This window comes from Caballeronia hypogeia (assembly GCF_001544875.2).
GTDB lineage: Bacteria > Pseudomonadota > Gammaproteobacteria > Burkholderiales > Burkholderiaceae > Caballeronia > Caballeronia hypogeia.
Genome location: NZ_FCOA02000080.1, coordinates 1 through 1,110 on the forward strand (window position 1 = coordinate 1; position 1,110 = coordinate 1,110).

1 pseudogene is annotated in these 1,110 nt (G+C 62.1%); it reads left to right on the forward strand.

The annotated features are described in order from the left end of the window. Positions 1-54: 54 nt before the first annotated feature. Positions 55-1,110 (forward strand): annotated as a pseudogene (locus AWB79_RS37910) (IS3 family transposase); the annotation flags it as partial.

Sequence of the window (1,110 nt, forward strand, 5' to 3'; positions counted from 1 at the left end):
TGAGATTGACCCGCCAAAACGGACACCTATCCTTTGGAAAAAGGGGGTGCCAAAATGGGCAAGCATCGAGCACCGTACCCGGCGGAATTCCGGGCTCGCATAGTGGACTTGGTGAAGGCGGGGCGAACACCCGAGGAGCTCGCGCGAGAGTTCGAGCCTAGTGCGCAGACGATAATCAACTGGGTGGCGCAGGCGGATATTGACGCCGGCGTGCGTCAGGAGGGGTTGACCACGGCTGAGCGCCAAGAACTCACCCGTTTGCGCCGCGAAAATCGGCAATTAAAGACGGAGCGCGACATTCTCTCTCACGCTGCAGCCTGGTTCGCCCGCGAGACAGGAGCCGTATCCTCGAAGGATACGGATTCATGAGAGCGAATCAGGCCCGTTGGCCCATTGCCACGATGGCGCGGCTGCTGGGAGTCTCGACCAGCGGCTACTACGCGTGGCTGGTGCGGGAGCCATCAAAGCGGTCACGTAGCGATGCTCAACTACTGACGCGCATTCGTACGCTGCATGCGAGTTCGCGAGGTACGTATGGGGCGCCGCGCATCCATGCGCAACTTGCGCGCGAGGGAGTGCACGTGGGGCGCAAGCGAGTCGCGCGCCTGATGCGCATCGCCGACCTACGGGGAGCAAGCCGACGGCGCTGGCCACATACAACGCACCAGCGTGCGGGGGCACGGCGCGCGCCGGACCTTGTGCGCCGGCACTTCAATGCTGAAGGGCCCAACATACTGTGGGTCGCAGATGCCACCTACATCCCGACGACAGAAGGCTTTCTCTATCTGGCCGTGGTGCTTGATGTCTTCAGCCGGCGCATCGTCGGCTGGGCGATGTCGAACCACTTGTATACCGAACTGATGTTGCGCGCGCTCGACATGGCGCTTCAACAGCGACGCCACGAGGGCGTCATCCTGCATTCCGACCAAGGGTCCCAATACACGTCAATTGCCTTCGGAAGACGCTGCCGCGAAGCGGGCGTGCAACCATCGATGGGTACGGCCGGCGACGCCTACGACAATGCAATGTGCGAATCCTTCTTTGGGACGCTCGAAGCAGAGCTTCTGTCGCGCGAACACTTCGCGACCCATGAACAAGCACGGAGGCGCA